The sequence below is a fragment of the Saccharothrix texasensis genome (assembly GCF_003752005.1).
In the GTDB taxonomy this organism is placed as follows: domain Bacteria; phylum Actinomycetota; class Actinomycetes; order Mycobacteriales; family Pseudonocardiaceae; genus Actinosynnema; species Actinosynnema texasense.
The window spans coordinates 1,296,943-1,316,145 of the sequence record NZ_RJKM01000001.1; the positions used below are offsets into that span (position 1 = coordinate 1,296,943).

The window sequence follows — 19,203 nt, forward strand, 5'->3', positions numbered from 1 at the left end:
GCTCGGAATCGCGCTGCCGCAAGCCTGACGTCGGCTTCAGTCGCTGACCCACCAACGCCGACCTACCCCAAACCGCCCGCTCAGCCGACGTCCAGGTCAGCGCTGGTGGGGCGCGCGAGTTCGTCGAGCTGCTTCTGAACGCGTTCGGCGTCGGTGTCGCGACCCTGTTCCCGGTACAGCTCCAGCGCCTCCCGCCACACCGCACGGGCATGCTCGTGTTCTCCAAGGGCGGAGTAAGGGCGACCCACGTAGTTGAGGGTATCGGCGACGTCGTAATTGTGGCGGTGCCTGCGACGTAGGGCGAGGGCATGGTGGTAGTAGTCGACTGCCTGTCGGTGATTGCCCGTGCGGTAGGCGACGAATCCGAGGCTATCAAGGGTGGCCGCCTCACCGCCGGGGTCGTGGTGGCGTCGGTGCAGCGTCAGAGCGGCGCGACAGTGGTCACGAGCGGCGTCGAAGTCGCCTAGGCACGCGGCGAGCCAGCCCATCGTGTTGAGTGCATCGGCTTCCTGCACCGGCTGGCGAAGAGTGCGGTGGAGGTCGAGTGCGTGTCGGGCGTGGTCCAAGGCCCGCCTGTGGTCTCCCCGACGTTCCCAGGCGAGTGCAAGCACTCGGTGGGTATTCGCTCTGTTGGTAAGGTCATCGTGGCACACAGTCAGGACAAGGGCTTGGTCCAAATGTTCGATGGCCTGCTCGTGCAGGCCCAATAGGGAGTAGATGCGGCCGAGGTTTCGGTGTGCGTAGATGTGGGCCACAGGGTCGGGTAAGTACTTGGCCGCATCCAGCGCGGCTTGCCACGAGGCGAGCGCGTCATGTCGATGCCCCTGCCTGACGTGGAAGGTATCCAGTACCTGGGCCAGGTGCCAGACGAGGTAATAGTTGCTGCGGGCGACTGCGGCGCGCTGGGTGGCCAGCAGGGTGGTGTGCTCGGCGTCCAGCCATGTCGTCGCGTCCGTAGCGTCGGACAACGGGTGCGGATGGATACCGGGAGCGGGTGGATCGAGCTGCGGGGGCTGGCGGTGGGAATCCAGGAGGCGGTCGGCAACGAAGGCGGTGTGCAAGTGGAAGTCCCCTACCCGCGTCAGGGCCTTCTCACGCACGTCGTCGGGCAGTCCGTGGGCGGTTGCGGCGGCGTAGGCGCGCACCAAGTCGTGCATGGCGAACCGGCCGCCCGCCCTGCGGTCAAGCAGCGAGGCGTTCTCCAGCGCCGCCAGTGCCCGGCGCGCGTGGGCCGCAGGCAGGCCGGTCAGGGCGGCGGTGGCGGGCGGGGTGGTGTCAGGGCCGGGTGAGATTCCAAGCAAGGCGAACACGGTGCGCTGCTGTTCAGTGAGAGAGCGCAGGGACCACGAGAGCACGGTCGGCAGGCTGGCGGCGGGATCGGTGTCGTGGTCGAACACCTCCAACCCGAGTTCACGCAGTTCTGCGGCGACCTCAGCCAGCGGGACGTGGGGGTGGGTGTCGGCGGTGCGGGCGATGATCGACAACGCGAGCGGGTGGCCTCCGCACAGCTCGACCAGTTCGTCCACGGCGTCCGATTCGTTGGAGACGCGGTCGGCGTTCAGGCGTGCGGTAAGCAGGGCTCGGGCCTCGTCGCGGGTGAGGACGTCCAGTGCCAGGTGGCGGGCGCCATGCCGGTCGATCAGCGAGGCGAGCCGGTGTCGGCCGGTGACCAGGACGGTGCAGGTCGGTGAGCCGGGTAGCAGGGACACGACCTGGTCGGCGGTGGCGGCGTTGTCCAGGACGATCAGCATCCGCCGTCCGGCGACCAGGCTGCGGTACAGTGCGGCCTGTGCGTCGAGGTCGGTCGGGATGCGACCGGGGTCGACTTCCAGGGCGTCGAGGAACCCGCGCACCGCCGCCGATGGCTCCGTCGGCGCGCTGGCGGGGCTGAAGCCGTGCAGATCAACGAACAGTTGCCCGTCGGGGAAGCGCTCCAAGTGCCGATGCGCCCAGGCCAGGGCGAGCCAGGTCTTGCCGATGCCGCCAGCGCCGCCGATCGCCGAGACCAGCACCGTCGCCCCCGTACCCGCCGGGCCAGTGGGCAGGGCTGCGGTGGTTGGTTCCCGCGCGTCGGTGCCTGGTCCCTCCGGTGCGGCGGCGCGGGTGAGGGCGCGGTCCAACCGGGCCAGCTCCGCCGTCCGGCCAGCGAACAGTCCCGGTGCGGCGGGCAGCTGCCGCGGCACCACTGGCACCGGCCGCGGTGGTGGCGAGTGCAGGTTCAGGTTGCCGTGCACCACGGCGACGGCGGTGCCGTGGTCGGTGGCGACCAGGTCACCGTGGACGCTGGTTGTCGCCGTGGTGCCATCAGCCGGAGTGGTGTCGGGCTGAAGGGCGGGGTCGAGCGCCGACGCGGTGAGCCCGTGGTCCGTGTCGGCTACCGAGGGCTCGCGGACTCCTCTGGTGATGGGGCGGCTGGTTGATTGACGGTGAGGTGGTCGCCGGTGGCGGCACCGATGGTGATGCCCCCAGTCGCTCCGTTGACCCCGCCATAGATGGTCGTGCTCCGATCCCCCACTCGGCTGGCTCGGTCACGGTTCCCAGCTCCGGCGGCACTTCGCGCGGCACCGGGATCGTAGGATGCATCGTCGGGGCCTGGAGACATGCTGTGCGGGGTTGGTGTGGTGGGGCCGGGTGGGTGGGTGACGAGGTGGTGCAGGTGATTCTGGGTGGTGGTGGAGAGTCCGGTGCCGCCGCTGAGGTCGCGCATGCCGCTGGCGATGCGGTCGGTCCAGGCGGCGATGTCGACGTGTCGTCCGGTGCGGGCGAGCGCTTCGGCGCCCAAGAGCAGGAGTCGTTCGTCGTGGACGACGTCGGTTTCCAGAGGGCCGAGCTGGGGTGGGATCTCGTGATGGCGGCCTTGTTCGAGCAGCAGCTCCCAGAAGGTGACCAGGGCGGTGCGGCGGTGTGCATGGGCGTGGTGGCGGAAGGCGTCCACCCACCGACGACGCACGTCCTCCAGCGGAGTCCCGCGCCACAGCCCGAGGGCCTCGTGGAGCCGGTCGGGATCGCGACGCTCACCTGCAGCGTGGGCCGCACGGAGGAAGCGGTGGTAGTCGATCGTGTCTGGGGCGACGTCGAGAAGGTAGGCGTTGGCTCCGGGCTCATGGCGTAGCCATGCCCGCTCACCGCCCGCTTCTTCCATGGCATCGCGAATGTAGGTGACGTAGCGAGTAAGGGTTTCCGCCTTGGGTTCGCTGCGGCCTTCCTCGCCCCAGATCCGGTCAAGCAGGGTCGTGACGGGTACGGGTCGGCCGACGTCGACGGCCAACAGGCCCAACAGACACCGCTCCGCCGACCTGGTCAAGGTGATGACGTCGTGGTCGCTGTGGATCTCGACGTTGCCCAGTATCCGGATCTCCACCCGTCCCCCCGGCTGTAGCCCCTTCTCGGGAGCGCAGTCTGTCGAGATTCGCACCGCCGTCCAGCCGATACGACGGTGCTGCACTCGTCCGTAACGCGGGTCCACCCGGACGGGGCAGGAGCTGTCGACGGTGCGTGGCGGTTTCGCACTTCGGGTTCGGCCGAGTGGTGTCCGACAACTGCGGACACCACGGCGGACAAAATTCCCACCCATTTGGGGTAGCGATGTCCGCCTCGGTGTCGCGGACGCCGTCCGGGGATCTGTCGCGTGCGTTCACCGATGCTGATTCCAGTCCCGGCACACGGGATGCGAGGTCGCAATCGGAGATCGACGTCATGAGCGGCATGGGTGGCTACGGCCATCACCTACCGGAGGCGTACCAGGCGGAGCAATTCCACTGCCGGGTCTCGCTCCGCGAGGGTGTGCGCGGCGTGGGCGCGAGCTCCTTGGGCGGGGAGGGAGGTGGCTGTGGTGATCGAGTTCGAGGATGTGGTGTGGCAGGAGTCGTTCAGCGGCGCTCAGTCCGGCGGTTGATCAAAAGGAGGGTGTTGATGTTTCGTCCACGAATCAAGTTCGAACACCGGCCCGTCCGCTACGGCGAGGACCGGATCAGGATCGGGGGCGACGTGGTCGGTGTCGCCTCGGAGATCAGTGACCCGGAAGGGTGGGTGTGGACGTTGCTCAACACCCTCGATGGCACGCGCACGGTGGACCAGGTCGTCGCCGACCTGGTCCACCAGTACCCCGACCGGTCGCAGGAGCAAATCCGGCAGGCGGTGGACGACCTGGTCACCGCCGGGTACGTCTACGACGCCGCCGCACCTCCACCGGAGCGGGTGATCGGCACGGGGTTGGATCGGTACGACCGGGGAATGATGCTGTTGCGGTGGATGGACCGCACTCCCGGCCACGGCGCCTGGGACGCGCAGTTGCTGCTGCACCAGGCGCGGGTCACCGTGGTCGGGGTCGGCGGTGTCGGTGCCGAGGCGGCGTGGGCGTTGGTCGCTTCCGGTGTCGGGAAGGTGCACTGCGTGGACGGGGACGTAGTGGAGCTGTCCAACCTCAATCGGCAGGTCCTCTACACCGAGCACGATCTGGGGCGGTCGAAGGTCGATGCTGCGGTGGAACGGCTGCGGCAGCAGAACGGCGAAGTCGTGGTCACCGGTGAGCACCTGATGATCAACGGCTCGCAGCAGTTGGAGGCCCTGGCGGTGGATTGCGATGTGCTGCTGCTCGCCGCGGACACACCAGGTGAGATCCGGTCATGGGCCAACCGGGCATGTTTGGTGACCGGGACGGCGTGGGTGCACGGCGGCTACTTTGGCCCGCAGGTCCATATCGGACTGTATCGGCCAGGAAGCGGGCCGTGCGCAGACTGCGGCCGCACCGCCCGGTTGGAGCGTGATGCCAGGATGCCTCCGCTGACCTCATGGGCACCGGCCCGCGGTCAGACACCTCCGCACGCGGCGAATGCGGTAACCGCAGGGATGACCGGATTATTGGCGGCCCACGCGGTCACCAGCCTGATCACCGGCGCGCCCGCACTGTCGGTCAACCGGGAATACGGGCTGAACCTGGTAACCCTGCGCGAACACACGGTCGGGTTGGATTCACCCCGGCCCGACTGCCCGACCTGTTACGGGCTGCTCTGATCCGCTGCTCCGGCTTCCAGCGCGCGAAGCCGGAGCAGCACCTGCTCCGCCTGCGGATCCATCAAAGTGGTCAGCACCGCTATCGCCTCCTCCAACTTCTGCCGGGCTTGCGCTGGTTGCCGGAGGTACTCGTGAGAGGTGGCTGCGGTCTCGCACAGTGGCGCGACCAGGTACTCCATCCCCCCCACCTCCCGGCACGACTGCAAGGCCTGCTCGCACAGCTCCAACACACGACGATGCTCACCCAATTGCTGCCAGGCGACCGCCATCGCCTGCAGGGCGTGTGCCTCGCTCGCGGGATCGGCCGCGCGACGCAATACCAGCTCGCGCTCCGCGTGTACCAGTCCTTCCCGTGGCCGCCCGGCGGCGGTGTGAATCGCCCCCAAGTTGCCCTCTACCACCGCCTCGGTGCGCACTTCCCCCGCCCGGCGCGCCAGCGGTAGGGCTCCGGTGTAGCAGGCCAATGCCTGCTCGTAGCGTTCGTGCGCCCTGTGCAGATAGCCCAAGCCACACCACGCATCCAACTCACGGACCGTATCGCCCACCCGGCGCGAGGCCTCCAACACCTGCATGAAATCGGCTTCGGCCTGCGCCCACAGTCCCATATCATGATGGGTGTTGCCGCGGCGGATCAGCAACGACAACTCCGAGGCATCGTCGCCAGCTGCCTGTGCGGCCGACAATCCCAACGTCTCCGCCTCCAGCCGCAACGGCCACCACGACTGCGGACGCAACGTCACGAACCGGTACGCGCCAGCCAGCAGGATAGTCTCCTCCCACAATCCGTCCCGGTGGGCGATGCGGACTGCCGCCATCAACGTAGGCAACTCCACGATCAACCACGCCATCGCCGTCGCGCGATCGAACTCCGGGACCCCAGGAGCCCTGCCTCGCAGCGCAAAAGGCGAATTGCCGGGAAACACCACCCGGTCCGCGACATCGGCCACCGTGGCATACCAGCCGATCACCCGTTCCATAGCCTGCCGACGATCCGACCCGGAATCATCGACATCCGCCCGTCCGGCCGCGTAGGCGTGCGCTAGGTCGTGCAGCCGGTATCGACCCACCTCGACCGGCTCCACCAGGTTCAGGTCGGCCAAGTCTTCCAACAGCCTATGAACCCGTGACATCGGCCAGTCCGACAAGGCTGCCGCCGCGCCTTCGCCCAACTCCGCCGCAGGGTGCAGGCCCAGCAGCCGGAACAGGCGCGCCTGCTCCGGCGACAACCGCGCATACGACGCGTCGAACACGGCCCGCACTGCGGCCGAATCGTCCCCCGACACGCTCAACCCCTCCACTCTGCCCCGCTGCCCGGCGATCTCGGCCACCAACCCCGCCACACTGCCATGCCGACGCCCCGCGACCCGACACGCCGCCACCCTCAACGCCAACGGCAACCCACCACACAAGGTGACCAACGACGCGACCGCCTCCGGCTCCGCCCGAGCGCGCTCCTCACCGATCACGCCCTCCACCAACGCCACCGCGTCCTCAACGGGCAGAACGCCAACCGGCAGCCGTACCGCACCGTCGGAGACCGCCAACCCCGTCAACGCCATACGCCCGGTCACCACCGTCACACACCCCGACCCCGCAGGCAGCAACGGCCTCACCTGGTCCGCCGACACAGCGTTGTCCAACACCACCAACACCCGCCGCGACGCAGTCAACGACCGATACAACCCGACCTGCGCCTCCTCAGCCGCTGGCACAGCCTCCGCCGAAACCCCCAACCCCTGCAAAAACCCTGCCAACACCGCCGACGGAACCAACGGCGCACTCGGCCCGTAACCCCTCAGATCGGCGAACAGCGTCCCGTCGGGAAACCGCGACTCGGCACCTCGCGCCCACCGCACCGCCAACGACGTCTTCCCGACCCCACCCATCCCCTCCAACACCACCACCGACGGACCACCCGGCTCATCCGACGACCCGCCCAGCGCGCTGCCCACTGCCGCGAGCTCGCCAGCCCGGCCGGTGAAGTCCCGGACACCAGCTGGCAACTGCCGAGGTACCGGAGCCCGTGGCGTCGGCAGCACCACCTGCCCGATGCTGCCCGCCTGCACCACCGCACCCACCACGGCAGTCCCCGCCAACGAGTTCGACACACCCACCCCGTCCGTCACCCACCACAGATCCCACAACCGGCACCGACGCACCACCGCATCGACGGCAGTCCACCCGGTCGGCTCACTCGACTACCGACCGGCATCGAGCCACAGGCGTCGCCGGACCGAACCACCACGGACGCCAACGACAAGGAAGTTGCGCCCGCGGATCTCCCGTGGCCGTCAGCACTCGCCTGCGCGGCGTTTTACGTAACGTTGACCATTGTCAACCGGTCGAGTGACGGTGGTCGCCCGAGCGGGCGACCGACCGTTCAAATGAGCCGAGATACGCCCGCATGGCGGTACAACTGCGGTAGGTCAACGCCCACGTAGTCGTTCCCCAGGTGGAGGCTCCATGGCGGTCACCGGCCAACACGCGGCTCACCACACGATCGTGATATACAACGTGGAGGGCCTCGACGCCTCGACTCGGACGCCCTTGCACCTGACTCGCACCACGGTAGAACTGGGCGCGATAGTGGCGGAGGGATTGGCTGCGGCCGAGGTGCCATGGGATGCCTGCCACCGTGAGACCCATGGCGAGAGTTTGGTCGTCCTGGTACCGCCGGAGTATCCGACCGCGCCGCTGGTAGAAGTGCTTCCTCAGGCGGTGGCACACGCGGTGCACACGCACAATCCCGACAGTCACGGCCTCTCCGGGACTCGCCTGCGTCTGGTGGTACACACAAGCGAGGATCCAGTCAACGACTACGCACCCATGTCAGGGTCCTTGAGTATGGCCCTCCGACTGCTCGACGCCGTCCCGTCGACGACAACCCTCGCGGACTCGTCGGCTGTCGTAGCGTTGATCGTTTCAGGCTCGGTCTTCGACGAGGTCGTAAGGCACTCGGCGGTGCTGGATCCGGCAGCGTTTCAGCAGGCGGAAGTGATGGCGGAGGAGGGGCGCCGCGAGGTTGCGTGGATCGGACTCAGCGGCCACTCCTACCTGTCCGACCCGGCTGTTCCCGACCTGCGACTGGCGAAATCGACACCAACCGATACCGCGCCGGACAAGCGAGTCTCGATCGCAACGGGTACCAATGGCACCCTAGAAGCAGTGGAGCCCGGTGCGGCAAGGTTACGCGGCGTGACCATTACTGGCGGCGTGCACGGCACCGGATCAGGTGTCACGATCGGGGGAGCCACGGGCGACTACCTCAGCATCGGCACACCGTCGCCTCCCGCAGGAAAGCCACGCGACCCCTCGCCATCTGGCATGGACCGCACGCACGTCGCATCGACACACGCCCCGGCGCACCCTGTGACCAATCCGTCTACCGAGGCGAAGGCGACAGCTCAGATTCACGGCGGTGTGGCCGCGACCGGGAACAGCGCCGCCGTCGGTATCGTGCACGGTGTCGTGCACCTGCACGCGGCATCGTCGCCATCCGCGCTGGTGGTGCCACGGCAGCTGCCCGCCGCGCCAGGGCTGTTCGCGGGACGGATGGTGGAGTTGGCCCGGTTGGACCGTGCCCTGTCCGCCGCACCGGACGGATCGGATACAGCCGTGCGTGGACCGGCCTCCGCCGACACTTCTGTGAGCGGTGCGACAGTAGTGGTGTCGGCGATCGGTGGGGCCGGAGGGATCGGCAAGACGTGGCTGGCGTTGGCCTGGGCGTACCGCCATCTGGACCGGTTCCCCGACGGGCAGCTATTCGTCGACCTGCGCGGGTTCAGCCCCGCAGGCGAGCCAATGGCGCCGGGGGCGGCGGTGCGAGGATTCCTCAATGCTTTCGGCGTCAACGCCAGCCGGATCCCAACCGACTTGGACGCGCAGGCTGCGTTATACCGGAGCCTGGTCGCGGGCAGGCGGATGCTGATCGTGCTGGACAACGCCGCCACCAGCCAGCAGGTCGTTCCGCTTCTCCCAGGTAGTCCGACCTGCACCGTACTGATCACCAGCCGCCACCGGCTCGCGTCCCTGATCGACCGGTACGGTGCCCGCCATCTGTCCCTCGGCGTCCTCACCCACGAGGAGTCCCGCTCCCTGTTTGCCACGCGCCTCGGCACCGTACGCGTCGCTGCCGAACCCTTTGCCCTCGATGAACTGGTCAACCTGTGCGGAAGCTACCCGCTGGCCTTGACAATCACAGCCCGCCAGGCTGCCACCCGCCCCGCCATCCCGCTGGCCGAGATCGCTGCTGAGCTGCGCGAGCTGGGTTTGGAGATGCTCGACCACGACACCGATTCCGCTGCCAGCCTGCCCGCTGTCCTTTCCTGGTCCCTACGCCATCTGACCGAACAGCAACGCACGGTGTTTGCGCTACTCGGGATAGCGCCCGGACCGGACATCGACATGCTTGCCGCCGCGTCACTTACGAGCCTTTCCGTGACTCGGCTTCGCAGGGTGCTTGGCACCCTGGAGGATGCCTTTCTGATCGACCTGCATACGCACGGCCGCTACGCGATGCACGACCTGGTACGCGCATACGCCGTTACCACAGCTCGTGACAATCTAGCTGAGCCGTTGCGCAGCGCGGCATTAGAGCGGATCATGGACTTTTATCTGCATACTGCCCACACCGCTGACCGCCTCCTCGACCCCCACGCCGCGTTGGCCCGACCCCGGCCACCCGTGCCCGGCATTAAACTTCACACGCTGTCCGACGCTTCGGCGGCGATAGTGTGGCTGGAGTCGGTACACACCCACCTGCTTGCCACCCAGCGCATCGCCGCTGGAATCCGCCGCCACCACGTCGTCTGGCACCTTGCCCGCAACCTGACTAGTTTCCATCAACGGCGCGGACACCTCGATGCCGACCTGGCTACATGGAATGCCGCACTGGACGCCGCCGCCCACCTGCCCGAGCCCGCCGCTCGCATCCTCGCCCACCGTTACGTCGGCCGCGCACACGCCCGGCTCGAGCAATATGATGCGGCCATCGAACACCTTCACCAGGCCGCAGCGCGCGCCGAACACAACCACGACACCACTCAACAAGCTGCCACCCATCTCGACCTGGCAAGGGTGTGGGGACAGCGAAGAGACGACCGCACGGCCCTGGACCATGCCCGACGAGCGCTGGAGCTCTATGAGGGCACCGACAACCCGACGAGACAAGCTCTCGCGCGGAATGCGGTAGGTTGGTTCCTCGCCCACCTGGGTGAGTACGACACCGCTCGTGAATTCTGTCGGGCAGCCCTCACCCTACTCAGCCTCCACCACGAACCTCAGGTTGAAGCGGCCGCCCTGGACAGCCTCGGGTGGATCGACCACCAGACCGGAAACCATGACTCGGCGATCCACCATTACCACCAGGCGGTGACGCAATACCATTCCTTGGACAACGCCTACGAGGCCGCCAACAGCTTGGACAATCTCGGTCACCCTTATGTCGCTCTTAGTACTCCAGCCAGAGTTCGTGATCTTGGCTGGTCAGGGGGCCGTGAATACGGGTGCGGCCACCAGGTGATCATGAACGGTTTGTGAGGACTGTCCAAGATCATGTGGTGGCCGCGGGTCACAGCGTAGACCGCGACCGATGGCGGGAGACGTTCGACGGGCTGATGGCCCGGGTGGCCGGCCGGTTCACGCGGGTGGAACCGCGTCGACGGGCGCGGGCGTTCGTGTTGGGCCTGTTGTCGGACCTGCCGCGCAAGAACTGTTGGACGATCGCCGAGCACGCCGGTGATGCCGGCCCGGCGGGGATGCGGCACCTGCTGCGTAAGGCGGTGTGGGATGCCGACGCCGTCCGTGACGACATCCGGGCGGTCGCCGTGGAGCGTCTGGGCGTCGCCGAGGCGATCCTGGTGGTGGACGAGACCGGTGACGTGAAGAAGGGCGTGCACACCGTCGGTGTGCGGCGGCAGTACACCGGGACTGCGGGCCGGATCGAGAATGCGCAGGTCGGGGTGTTCCTGACCTATACGACCACCGTCGGGCACACCCTGATCGACCGGGAGTTGTACCTGCCGGCGTCGTGGACCGACGACCCGGACCGGTGTGCGGCGGCGGGCGTTCCCGAGGACACCGGGTTCGCGACGAAGACCGAACTGGCCCGGCGCATGCTCGTCCGTGCTCTGGACGGCGGTGCCGCGGCGGCCTGGGTGGCAGGCGACGAGGTCTACGGCGCCGCCTCGGCGTTGCGCACCATGCTGGAGAGCCGTGGTGTCGGGTACGTGTTGGCGGTGGCCTGCGACCATCGCGTCACCACCGCGGCCGGCTCCCATCGCGTCGACGCGATGGTCGCCCGGCTTCCGAAACGGGCGTGGCAGCGGTTGTCCGGCGGCGCGGGGGCCAAGGGCCACCGCTTCCACGACTGGGCGTGGATCACCGTCACCGCACCGGATGACGCGCCGCCGGGGCACCGCTGGTTACTGGTCCGCCGCAACCGCCGCACCGGGGAGTTGGCCTTCTACCGCTGCTACTCGCGGTCTGTGGTGGCGCTTTCCGCACTAGTGCGGGTGGCGGGACGTCGGTGGACGATCGAGGAGGCGTTCCAGACCTCGAAGGGCCAGACCGGCTTGGACGAACACCAGGTCCGCACCTGGACCTCGTGGCACCGCTGGACCACGTTGGTGTTGTTGGCGCACCTGTTCCTGGCGATCACCACTGCGGCCGAGCGGGCCGTGCCGGCTCCGGCAGGGTTGATTCCGTTAACGCTGAACGAGATCCGGCACTTGTTCATCCGTCTGGTGATCAAGCACGTCGACCGTCCCAGGGACTGCCTGCACTGGTCGTGGTGGCGACGACGTCACCAATACCGCGCCCAACAGGCCCACTACCAGCGTCAAGTCGACCAAGAGCCGTGAAGGTCACGATCTATTACTGGAGTACTAGTTCGAGAGGACGCCAGCGATCGTTACTCAGCACACTAGGTCGTCACTCGAACGGACCATCGACTGCACGATTGCGTCACCGAACGACCCTGGAAGGTGTCTTACGGTAACCAACCCGAGCGCGTCATGAAGCGGATTTCGGTCAACCGCCTAACTCGCTCCAACGACTAAGTGATCAGTTCAGAATGAGCTGGCGTGTCGGCTTTGTCGATGCTCCACGATCACCTCGTGCGTGAGAAGGCCCTGACCGACGAGCTGTGGGCCCGTCTGGAACCGTTGATCCCAGTGCGTCCGAGGCGTTTCCGCCATCCGGGTCGCAGACGCTCCAACGACCGGGCGGCACTGGAGGGCATCCTGTACGCAGTGCGTACCGACATCGGGTGGAACCGGCTGCCCACCGCCCTGTTCGGCGCCTCGGGCGCGACCTGTTGGCGGCGGTTGACCGAGTGGCACGAGGCGGGGGGTGTGGCAGTAGCTGCACGAACGACTACTCGCCGAGTTGCGAGCGGCAAGGCTGTTGGACCTGTCCGCAGCGCTGGTCGACTCCACCCACCTGCGCGCCCTCAAAGAGGGGACCACACCGGGCCGAGCCCGGTCGACCGACGTATTGAGTCGAAAGTGATCACCTTCCAGTAGGTTGATCACTCGTGATCGAGGTCGAGGGTGCGCACCGGCTATCGCCCGCGGAGCGTGAGGTGCTGCGCTTGCGGGTGGTGGCCGCGTTGGAGTCCGGGGCGGTCGCGGGCTATCGGCAGGCGGCGGAGGTGTTCGGGGTCTCGGAGCGCTCGGTGGGCAGTTGGTGGCGTGCTACCGGCGGGACGGCCGTGAAGGCCTGGCGACCCGGACGGGAAGGCCCGGCCCCGCCGAGCTGATCGGTGCGGAGGATCGGGGCACGCTGTTCGCGGCGATGGCGGACTACACGCCGGAGGAGTTGCTGATCGGCGGGCCGCTGTGGACCCGTCAGGCGGTGGTCGAGCTGATCCGGCTGGTCGTCGGGGTCGAGATGACCGAACAGGGCGTGGGGTTGTGGCTACGCCGCCATGGCTTCACCCCGCAGCGTCCTGCCCGGCGGGCCTACGAGCAGCAGCCCGCCGCGGTGCGCGCATGGCTCGACGACGAGTATCCGGCGATCGAGGCCAGGGCGAAGGCCGAGGGTGCCGCGATCGCGTGGGTCGACCAGTGCGGTTTGCGTTCGGATGCCGCGCCGCCCGGCCGGTCGTGGGCGCCGAAGGGCCGCACGCCGATCGTGCGGGTGACCGGGAAACGCCTGCGGGCCAACGTCATGTCCGCGGTCGCCTCACGCGGCGCGCTGTGGTTCACCGTGTTCACCGAACGCTTCACCGCACCGGTGTTCATCACCTTCCTCGACCGTGTCGCCCGCCAGGCCGACCGGAAGGTCCACGTCATCGCCGACCGGCACCCGGTCCACCGGAGCAAGGCCGTCCGCGCCTGGCTCGAGGCCAACGCCGACCGGGTCGAGTTGCACCTGATGCCCGGCTACAGCCCCGAACTCAACCCGGACGAGCTGCTCAACGCGGACCTCAAACGCAACGTCAACGCCTCCCGAGCCCACAACGTCGACCGACTCGTCCACGAGACCCGACGTTTCCTACGACGCCGCCAACGCCAACCGCACATCGTCCGCGGCTACTTCCAGGCACCGCACGTCCGCTACGCCGCCATGTAGGCAACCGAACACTTTCGGCTCAATAGATGGCTTCTCGACCTGGGCAAGGCCATCGCCAGGAGTTTCGTGTGCTTGTCTACCCATCCCGCGATCGGCCTGTCCAGTTCACATCTCCAGTTCTTCTGGAAAGGGTTCACTGCTGCCCCTCGATGGGTTTTTGAGGATCTTCGTCTACCTGTCGACCGCCTTTAGCGGCCATGCGACGCCCGGCCCATCGCCGTCCGCCTTCGTCGGCGAGACCTTCGACACATGCAACTAGTCGCTGAACTGCATCAGCGTCTTCATATGGCCGTGACGAATTGACGAATAGTGCAGCCTCGCGTTCGATAGAGTATCCCACCTGGCTATGTTCGACCCAATTTTCGTGTAGTCCAAATGTGGTTCGAACGCCAGTGGCAATCAGTACGAGTGCGCCTATTGTGGCGATGATCGCCGAGTTGAGTTGTGCGGCGGCGGCTACTGGAATGGCGGCAGACCCACTAAGGGCGACCAACTCCATGACGGCGTATCTCCGGCGGTCTCGTCGAGACCCATTCTTGTACCAATTCCATCTCGCAATGACCGTGACCGGCAATGTCTTGCCATCGCGTTGGGCGGTGACCATCCAATGCTTGGTGAGGTCACCGGACGTGTCTTCGGCCCATCTCATTACGTGAGCACCTCTCGTGATCTGTGTTGTGTTGGTCGCCTACCGTCATGTGGCCGGGCTAGTCAACCGGCGAGATGCCTCGACTCTGTCGATTCAGGTGCTGTCCGGGCGCGGACCAAGTCACTGCGGTGGTTCTTACCTTCCATCAAGCTTCTGGCCAGTGAGCGGGCCTGAAGTGACGTTCCGGAGCCTACTGCCAACGAAGGTGCAATAAGCCTGGACGACTACTACTTCGGCCCTGCTTTTCTTTCCGTTCGAACGAGGCGGCGTCCAGAATCGTCCGCAACCAGTCGACCTGCCCGCAGAAGCCGACTTCATTCAGTACATCCTGGTACGGACGTCGTCACAATGCCGCCTTGGTCCACTCGGTGAACCGACGATGCGAGGTCGGAACCGCGACACCGAACGATGGCGGCAGTTCCCCACCGCCCCGGTGGAGGCGCCTCGAATTTTGGGTCAACGGCTCCGTCAAAGCCCACAACTCATTCGGCGCCAACTGCGACGACGACCGATCAGCCGCGACCCAAGTTGATGTCATGGCGAATCGACGCCACGTGAGCGAGGTTTCAATCGCATCTCCACTACGTGCCGGATGCCACGTGTGAGAAGTGTCGCTGGAGGTCGATGTGCCGGAACTGGTAGCCCGCGCCCACCCTGCGCATCACACCCAGCGCGCAGGCGTCGTCGAGGAAGGGCAACAGTCGGATCGGCACGTGCCTGCCCAATGCGAGCCACCACTTGGCGGTCAGATACCTGATCCACACCGTCGAGGGGAACATCACGGGGATTCCGCCGGTGAACGCGGCGGTGACACCGAGCGCCAACCCCGCCCCGATGCCCATGACGACACCGAACAACAACGTCGTGACAGGGCCGCTCGGATGTGCGAACTGGATGAAGAGCCCTACAACAACACCGAGTGACGCCAGTTGCAGCGATGTCGCCCAGCGGTCCGAGGTGAGCACCGACGATGCCCGGTCGGCCTCGGGGACCTCGGCTCGTTCGTCGAGGAGGTTGACGGCCATCCCCACCACGACGGCTCCACCGGCTACCAGCATGCCCGCTCCGGGGCCCACGAGCACTGCGGAGCCGAGCCCGGTCAGCAAGCCGCCTCCGAGGCCATAGACCAAGGCGTCGGGGATCTTGCGGGCGCGCACCCGGATACGTCGTGGGCTCCGCCCGATCCGCCATTCCCTGCTCCAGTCCGCCAGGACCCAGGTGAACGTGCCCATGATGACACCGCCCGCCAATGCGACCAGGGCGATCAGGGCGATCAGCCCGAGGGTGCCGGGCAGGGTGTGGAGGACGAGGATGCCCGCGCCGCCGACGATGCCGGTCAGCAGCCGCACCACTGCGCCGAGCCCGTAGTGGACGAGTCGTACTCCGGACGTCCCGGATCCTCGCCACGCCCGGATGACCCGGTCGGGGATGAACCGGAACGCACCCATCAGCACCAGCGCGAGGACGGCCATCGCGATCGTCCACTGGTGTGGGAGGGGCGCGACGGGTTCGGCGTCGACGCCGAGGAGCCGGGTGGACAGGTCCAGCGTGGCCGAGACCACCATCCCGGCCGCGCCGACAGCCGCGCCGAGGACACATCCCGAGACGACACCGCTGAGCACGGTCCGCAGGGGGCCCGTTGGGTGAGCGCCTTGTGCATGTTCCAGGGGATCAGGTCGCGTTCTTCTCGGTGCACCAAGTCTCGTGCCAGGTAGGACAGCCAGCGGGTGGCCTGGTTCTCATCCCAGTTCCGCACCCGCTTCGGTCCGCTGCGGCCGGGGTCGAACAGGGCCGGCACGAAACGTTCGAGCAGGTGCTCCTCCAAGGCCGTCGGGGACCTTTCCGCCAGTGCAACCAACTCGGCGGGCCGGCCTGGCGATCCCGCGTGGCCTACCCTCATCAGATAGCACATCAAGGGGGTGGACAGCATGCGGGCCAGGGGGCCGTCCGGGTTCTCGGCCAGGTGTCGTAGGACTGGGGAAGGGGCGTCGTCGTCTTCGTCCGCGCCCAGATACGTCCGGATGTCCGACGGGCGCAGTGGTTCGACCTTCACGATGACGATGTCTCGTAGTGGCCGAGCGTTGTCGCCGCTTCCGCTCTGGGACGGGTACTCCTCGGTACGGCAGGTGAGCACGAACGGGAAGGGCGCCAGACGTCCGAGGGCGGACAGCGCGGCCGATCGCCGCGGCGCCCACATCTCGTCCAGGCCGTCGAGGATGGGGAGAACCTTGTTCTCGTCCACCAGCGCGTCGGCGATCCGGCGGCCGGTGGCGTCCACTGCGGACAGCGAGGGGTACGTGGCCGCGAGCCGCTCCTTGAGCCAGTCCGCGAATCGGACCTCGTCGGGGTTCCAGGAGGACAGCGAGATGATGACGGGCATCTGATGGGTCTCGTCGTCCGACCGGCTGAGCTGCTGCGCGAGTCGGATGGCCAGGACGGTCTTGCCCGAACCGGGACGGCCCAGAATGACCAGTCGACGAGCCGGCTGGCACCGGTAGAACGCCGCGATGTCTTCGGCGGGTCGCGGCTCCCCGATGCCGCCGAAGCGTTTCCAGCGGATCGACAGGGGATGCCACTCGAATACACCCCCGTTCTCCAGCACCTCCGTCCACTCTGCTTCGGCCGTGGCGACGAAGCCATTGACGACGTCCGTCGCGGATGGTGCGACGACCAGTGCCTTGCGCGAGTGCTCCACGTACGCCAGCGCCCCGCTGGAGGCCAGCACGCAGAAGCCGAGAACCCACAAGCCTGCCTCGAACAGGGCGCCGGCGGCGCCGCCCGACACCACGACGGCGACCACGATGGCGGCGAGGGACACCGGTTTCACGGGCTTGCGGTGCGCGGGGATCATCCCGTCGCTCCGGCGTGGCGCAGCTCGACGAGGTTGGCGTGCAGAAAGAGCGGTTTGCGTCGGTGGACCACCAATCCCAGGGCCGCCGCCCACAGGGCAATCGTCCGCGCTGAGCAGAAGGTGGCCCGCGGTGTCCACACCTGGTCGGCGACCAGGCCCTTGAGCTGCTCGTCGCCGAGCCGCTGCCCCACCTGGGCGGCGACGATGAAGCGAACCACGTGCCAGCACCACCGGGGTACGCGGTCCAGAACCGTCACCTCGACGCGGCGGCGCAGGGGGCCGGTCGCCGCGTACACCGCGTGGTAAGGCGTCCACCTCGCGTAGAGCATGACGACGATCGACCCGCCCGGTCTGGTGACCCGGGCCAGTTCTCGCAAGCCCGCGAGGCAGTCGGGCGTGTGGTGCAGGACCCCGACGGACACCGAGTGATCGACCGCCCCGTCCGGCAGCGGTAGGTGCAGCACGTCGGCCTGGCAGACGAGTGCTCCGGGGTTGAGCAGACAGGTGCGGCCAGTCGCCGTGCTCGTCAGGTCGAAGGCCACGACCTGCGCTCCCCGGTCGAACAAGCCCCGGGATACCTCTCCCGACCCGCATCCCGCGTCCAGGACCGTCGAGCCGTGCAGCACGGCGTCGGGCAGGAACGGTCTCAGCCGCCGCACCCAGTGCCGCACCCGGCGTTCGCCCCCTTGCACGAAAGGGAAGCGCTCGTAGTGCGCCTGGGTTCGTGCCGACATCCTGGTTTCCAGGTGGGTCATTGCACACCGGCGCATTCGAATACGAATATGTTGGAGTACATGGGAATCCGCTTCCTCTTGACCACTTGGAGTCCATAAGATCGACCCCAGCGCTCGACTTCGCGCGGTGTGTGGAACGTGGCGCGCGGTGTCCACACCTGGTCGGCGACCATACGCTTCAGCAGCTCGTCATCAAGTCGAAGTCCGGTGTGGACGTATAGCGCGAACCGCAGCACCTCTTTCAGCCACCTGGGCAGGGAATTCACCGATTCCGCGGTCCAATGCTGGCGCAATGGACCCGTGAGGAAGTACAACGCGTGGTACGGCGTCCACCTGCTGTAGAGCAGCACGACCAGCGATCCGCCGGGGCGGGTCACCCTTGCCATCTCCCGCAGGCCGCGGGCGCAGTCGGCGGTGTGGTGGAGCACGCCGATGGCGATCGAGTGGTCGAAACTCGCGTCGCGGAACGGCAATGCTAGGGCGTCCCCTTGGACCACGTCGACCGCCTGGTGCAGTTCGCGGCAGCGTCGGGTCGCCGTCTCGGTCAGATCGACGCATGTCGTGTGAGCCCCGCGATCGGACAGGGAGCGCGCTACCTCCCCGACGCTGGCCCCCACGTCGAGCACTCGCGCGCCGCGCACGAGGTCGTCCGGCAGGAGGTCCGCCAGCCGTGACCGCCACAGGTCGACCCGCCGCCCGCCGCCCTCGATGAACGGGTACCGCTCGTAGTGTGCCCGAGTGACCGCCCGCAGGCGCGTTACCTCACTGTCGACCTTCATCGACCACCTCCTTCCGCGCGGCTCTCGCCGCCTTGACGAGTTGAAGCGCGGACAGGACGAAGGTGACGAGGGCGAGCACACTGACGACTGCCGCGGTGGCCAGCGGGTGCTCGCGCAGGAACTCCAAGATTTCGGCGGAGAACGGCGTCAGCTGGGTTCCCAACCACACGATGAGGACCGAGGACAACGACACGCCGAACACCAGGGCGGCAATGACGCGGTGCCGCGCGGTGCCGCGCGCGCCGAGCGCCATGTCTACGGGCGTGCTCTGATGCACTAGGCACGACACGAGCAGGGCCGCGCCGAGCCACCGCCGGGAAAGTGCCCTGAGCGCCCACGCCCCCGCGCGGGTCCGCGACACGAGGCGTTCGCCGCCCCACCGGCCCAGCTCGTAGTAGGCGATGTGGATCAGCAGTCGAAGTGGCACGGCCACGAGCACGATGACCATTGGGGGTAGCCGACCGGTCAGGAGCACCATGATCTCCGGTTGCGGTCGTAGGACCAGCAGTGCCAACGGGGCCTTCTCGACGAGGACGGTGAGCAACGCCAGGCCGGTCTGGCTGGCGGCGAGGATCGCCAGCACCAGCGCTACGCTCCACGCGC

The 19,203-nt window shown here is 67.4% G+C and carries 14 protein-coding genes; 5 read left to right on the plus strand and 9 right to left on the minus strand.

Annotated elements, in window-relative coordinates:
- Nucleotides 1–80: 80 nt before the first annotated feature.
- Together EDD40_RS04850 and EDD40_RS04855 are read right to left on the minus strand one after the other, a co-directional pair.
- Complete coding sequence (locus EDD40_RS04850) at nucleotides 81–2,237, minus strand: ATP-binding protein (protein ID WP_246037413.1); 2,157 nt, start codon at nucleotides 2,235–2,237, stop codon at nucleotides 81–83.
- 137 nt (nucleotides 2,238–2,374) lie between these two features.
- Nucleotides 2,375–3,361, minus strand: a complete 987-nt coding sequence (locus tag EDD40_RS04855; protein WP_170184943.1) for an AfsR/SARP family transcriptional regulator — start codon at nucleotides 3,359–3,361, stop codon at nucleotides 2,375–2,377.
- A gap of 551 nt (nucleotides 3,362–3,912) precedes the next feature.
- Between EDD40_RS04855 and EDD40_RS04860 the strand changes: the two genes are divergently transcribed.
- Nucleotides 3,913–5,013: a HesA/MoeB/ThiF family protein gene (locus EDD40_RS04860; RefSeq protein ID WP_123747765.1), complete on the plus strand. Its 1,101-nt coding sequence runs from the start codon at nucleotides 3,913–3,915 to the stop codon at nucleotides 5,011–5,013.
- Here EDD40_RS04860 and EDD40_RS04865 read toward each other — a convergent pair.
- Nucleotides 4,998–7,139: an ATP-binding protein gene (locus EDD40_RS04865; protein ID WP_148088682.1), complete on the minus strand. Its 2,142-nt coding sequence runs from the start codon at nucleotides 7,137–7,139 to the stop codon at nucleotides 4,998–5,000. The two genes, EDD40_RS04860 and EDD40_RS04865, sit on opposite strands and share 16 nt — an antisense overlap.
- A 337-nt stretch (nucleotides 7,140–7,476) precedes the next feature.
- On the opposite strand from EDD40_RS04865, the gene EDD40_RS42435 reads away from it, so the two are divergent.
- From EDD40_RS42435 to EDD40_RS04885, 4 genes are all read left to right on the plus strand, one after another.
- Nucleotides 7,477–10,551, plus strand: a complete 3,075-nt coding sequence (locus EDD40_RS42435; protein ID WP_148088683.1) for an ATP-binding protein — start codon at nucleotides 7,477–7,479, stop codon at nucleotides 10,549–10,551.
- Nucleotides 10,552–10,628: 77 nt separating this feature from the next.
- Nucleotides 10,629–11,873 carry an IS701 family transposase gene (locus tag EDD40_RS04875; protein WP_123747766.1) on the plus strand — a complete coding sequence of 415 codons (1,245 nt, stop codon included), beginning with the start codon at nucleotides 10,629–10,631 and terminating at the stop codon, nucleotides 11,871–11,873.
- A gap of 237 nt (nucleotides 11,874–12,110) precedes the next feature.
- Nucleotides 12,111–12,536, plus strand: coding sequence for a transposase (locus EDD40_RS04880; protein ID WP_425471333.1), 426 nt, complete (start codon nucleotides 12,111–12,113; stop codon nucleotides 12,534–12,536).
- Between the two features lie 163 nt (nucleotides 12,537–12,699).
- Entirely contained in the window at nucleotides 12,700–13,587 is an 888-nt protein-coding gene (locus EDD40_RS04885; RefSeq protein WP_211348085.1) for an IS630 family transposase, read from the plus strand.
- Nucleotides 13,588–13,720: 133 nt separating this feature from the next.
- Here EDD40_RS04885 and EDD40_RS04890 read toward each other — a convergent pair whose 3' ends face one another.
- The 6 genes from EDD40_RS04890 to EDD40_RS04915 form a co-directional block, all read right to left on the minus strand.
- Entirely contained in the window at nucleotides 13,721–14,236 is a 516-nt protein-coding gene (locus EDD40_RS04890; RefSeq protein WP_123741826.1) for a DUF4231 domain-containing protein, read from the minus strand.
- A 581-nt stretch (nucleotides 14,237–14,817) separates the two neighbouring features.
- Nucleotides 14,818–15,708 (minus strand): hypothetical protein, encoded by an 891-nt coding sequence (locus EDD40_RS04895; RefSeq protein WP_170184944.1) that lies wholly within the window; start codon nucleotides 15,706–15,708, stop codon nucleotides 14,818–14,820.
- The gene (locus tag EDD40_RS04900; RefSeq protein WP_148088685.1) at nucleotides 15,684–17,087 is read right to left on the minus strand and encodes an NACHT domain-containing protein; all 1,404 of its coding nucleotides are present in this window, start codon (nucleotides 17,085–17,087) and stop codon (nucleotides 15,684–15,686) included. Before EDD40_RS04900 ends, EDD40_RS04895 begins: the two co-directional genes overlap by 25 nt.
- Entirely contained in the window at nucleotides 17,084–17,842 is a 759-nt protein-coding gene (locus tag EDD40_RS04905) for a class I SAM-dependent methyltransferase (RefSeq protein WP_170184945.1), read from the minus strand. The genes EDD40_RS04900 and EDD40_RS04905 overlap by 4 nt, the downstream gene beginning before the upstream one ends.
- Entirely contained in the window at nucleotides 17,839–18,600 is a 762-nt protein-coding gene (locus tag EDD40_RS04910; RefSeq protein WP_123741830.1) for a class I SAM-dependent methyltransferase, read from the minus strand. The genes EDD40_RS04905 and EDD40_RS04910 overlap by 4 nt, the downstream gene beginning before the upstream one ends.
- Nucleotides 18,584–19,183, minus strand: coding sequence for a hypothetical protein (locus EDD40_RS04915; protein ID WP_148088686.1), 600 nt, complete (start codon nucleotides 19,181–19,183; stop codon nucleotides 18,584–18,586). Before EDD40_RS04915 ends, EDD40_RS04910 begins: the two co-directional genes overlap by 17 nt.
- Nucleotides 19,184–19,203 lie beyond the last annotated feature (20 nt).

Coding starts and splice junctions, on each gene's coding strand:
- EDD40_RS04860 (WP_123747765.1), top strand. CDS start 3,913: ATGTTTCGTCCACGAATCAAGTTCGAACACCGGCCCGTCCGCTACGGC.
- EDD40_RS42435 (WP_148088683.1), top strand. CDS start 7,477: ATGGCGGTCACCGGCCAACACGCGGCTCACCACACGATCGTGATATAC.
- EDD40_RS04875 (WP_123747766.1), top strand. CDS start 10,629: ATGGCCCGGGTGGCCGGCCGGTTCACGCGGGTGGAACCGCGTCGACGG.
- EDD40_RS04880 (WP_425471333.1), top strand. CDS start 12,111: ATGCTCCACGATCACCTCGTGCGTGAGAAGGCCCTGACCGACGAGCTG.
- EDD40_RS04890 (WP_123741826.1), bottom strand. CDS start 14,236: ATGAGATGGGCCGAAGACACGTCCGGTGACCTCACCAAGCATTGGATG.
- EDD40_RS04895 (WP_170184944.1), bottom strand. CDS start 15,708: ATGGCCGTCCTCGCGCTGGTGCTGATGGGTGCGTTCCGGTTCATCCCC.
- EDD40_RS04900 (WP_148088685.1), bottom strand. CDS start 17,087: ATGATCCCCGCGCACCGCAAGCCCGTGAAACCGGTGTCCCTCGCCGCC.
- EDD40_RS04905 (WP_170184945.1), bottom strand. CDS start 17,842: ATGACCCACCTGGAAACCAGGATGTCGGCACGAACCCAGGCGCACTAC.
- EDD40_RS04910 (WP_123741830.1), bottom strand. CDS start 18,600: ATGAAGGTCGACAGTGAGGTAACGCGCCTGCGGGCGGTCACTCGGGCA.